Source organism: Moorena sp. SIO3I6, from assembly GCF_010672095.1.
Genome location: NZ_JAAHHU010000881.1, coordinates 1 through 2,029 on the forward strand (window position 1 = coordinate 1; position 2,029 = coordinate 2,029).

Consider the following 2,029-nt stretch of genomic DNA (forward strand, 5'->3'; position numbering starts at 1 on the left):
TGTTTTACATTACACGGAATAAGCTGGTCACTTTCGTCTTCACCCGCAATCTAGTTTGGCATTCTCAATTAAAAGACTTAGGTCAATTGGTAGATTGGGCAAATGGATATTTAATAGCCTACTCCACCAAAAAATACCATTACGAAAAGCACCTGACTACTCGTCTACATTCCCTGGCGGAAATTTTACTCATTGATAAAATTATTCAGCACATACCTCCAGAGTGCGATCGCTTAATTTTAATCCCCCATCAGTATTTACATTTGTTGCCCCTTCATGCCTTACCGATTACCAGTAAGCAGGAAGAAGCTACATCTGAAATTCTGATGGATCGCTTTCCAGCAGGGGTAAGTTACGCCCCTAGCTGTCAACTACTCCAACTTGCTCAAACTAGAAAACGCCCGGACTTTACCCACCTGTTTGCCGTTCAAAACCCCACGGGTGACTTAAGTTACGCCAACATCGAAGTAGAAGTCATCAAACACTACTTCAAACCACCAGATATAGAAGTACTCGTGGAAAATGATGCCACCAAAGCCGCTATAGATAGCAAAGCTCTCAACACTTACCACTGTTTACATTTTAGCTGTCACGGTTACTTTAACTACGAAGAACCACGTAAATCCGCTCTAATTCTGGCCAATGCCCACAAAGCTGCATCTGCTGAACCCAATTCGGAGCGCTATTTACGGGTAAGTGAAGAGGAAATCTTTGACCTAGAGAAATGTCTGACTATCGATCAAGTCTTTGAGTTACAACTAGAACAATGTCGCCTGGTCACCCTTTCTGCTTGTGAGACGGGATTGATTGATTACACCAACATCAGCGATGAATACTTTGGTTTACCCAGTGGTTTCTTAGTTGCCGGAAGTCCAGCGGTAGTTAGTAGCCTGTGGACAGTGAAGGATTTATCGACAGCATTGTTGATGATTAAATTTTATCAGAATCTGGGAGAGCAGATACCTTTAGCAGTTGCCCTTAACCAAGCGCAATTATGGCTGCGGGATAGTACCAAAGAAGAATTAGAGGAGTACATTAATAATTTGCCTTTGACTTTTGTTGATAAATACGTAACTAAGGCTAATTTTCACAATTTTAATAACAGCGATAAACCCTTTGAGGCACCATTTCATTGGGCTGCATTCTGTGCGATTGGTAAATAGGAGTTAAGACTATGGCATTAGAAAATCAATTTTTATCTGCTTTCAAAGAACTACTGGACACCGAAACTGAGTTGTTTAAAGACTCAGAACGAACGGAACTCGAAGGATTAATTACTTCATTCCGAAATGATACTAAACAGCTAGCCGATGAGATCACTCGCTGGTGTGCTTCTCACTCAGACATTAATAATGCTTTGATAGCTCTAATGGCTAGGAAACTAAGTGATGAAAGGCCAGCTGGAGCCGCTTTCCCCACTTCTGAAACTAAAGCTGAGTATGAAAAGAACTTGACAGAAGAACTACTCAACGTTCTCCGTCAGAGTTCTCCCCCAGAAAACCCCGAACCCAACACTCCCGCTGATGACTGATTTTGCCTTGCGACTCAAAAACCCCAGCGTCACCCTTTATGCCTTCCATCTCTGCCAAGACCTAAGCCAAGAACTGGAACAGTTGCGAGAGGATGCGGATCAGTTGTGGCAACACTGTGCTAACCTCAGCCAACCCCTAGGTATCCCAGAGCTGAAATCCTTACCGGAAAAAATACCATCCCCTCCCAGCCAAACAGCGATCGCAAGCCATTACCTAGAGTTAGTCCCAGGGAATGCTCCCTTAACCTACACTGCACCAGTGCAACTAGCAGGCTCTGCTCTAATAGTCCAGGTCTATCCGGTTAAAATTCATGATACCTATGCCCTTGACCTAACCCTGTCTTGCCAGAATACCGTTGTTGCAGCCAGTCAATTTAGTCACTTCAATCCCCAAGGGTGCCTCCTAGCCAACAAGATTCAAGCTTCTTTAGGACAAACCTTAGTGCTCTATGGGGAACCAGTAGGCACTCCCGAGGAAGATAGAACGTTAGCCGATGC

At 43.9% G+C, this 2,029-nt stretch carries 2 protein-coding genes and 1 pseudogene; all 3 read left to right on the forward strand.

The annotated features are described in order from the left end of the window. A partial coding sequence (locus tag F6K49_RS43925; RefSeq protein ID WP_293108124.1) for a CHAT domain-containing protein occupies window positions 1-1,163 on the forward strand: 1,163 nt, incomplete at its 5' end. A gap of 11 nt (window positions 1,164-1,174) precedes the next feature. Then, window positions 1,175-1,531: a hypothetical protein gene (locus F6K49_RS43930; RefSeq protein ID WP_293108127.1), complete on the forward strand. Its 357-nt coding sequence runs from the start codon at window positions 1,175-1,177 to the stop codon at window positions 1,529-1,531. After that, window positions 1,524-2,029: pseudogene (locus F6K49_RS43935) on the forward strand (hypothetical protein); the annotation flags it as partial. The gene F6K49_RS43930 and the pseudogene F6K49_RS43935, both read left to right, overlap by 8 nt.

Coding starts and splice junctions, on each gene's coding strand:
- F6K49_RS43930 (WP_293108127.1), top strand. CDS start 1,175: ATGGCATTAGAAAATCAATTTTTATCTGCTTTCAAAGAACTACTGGAC.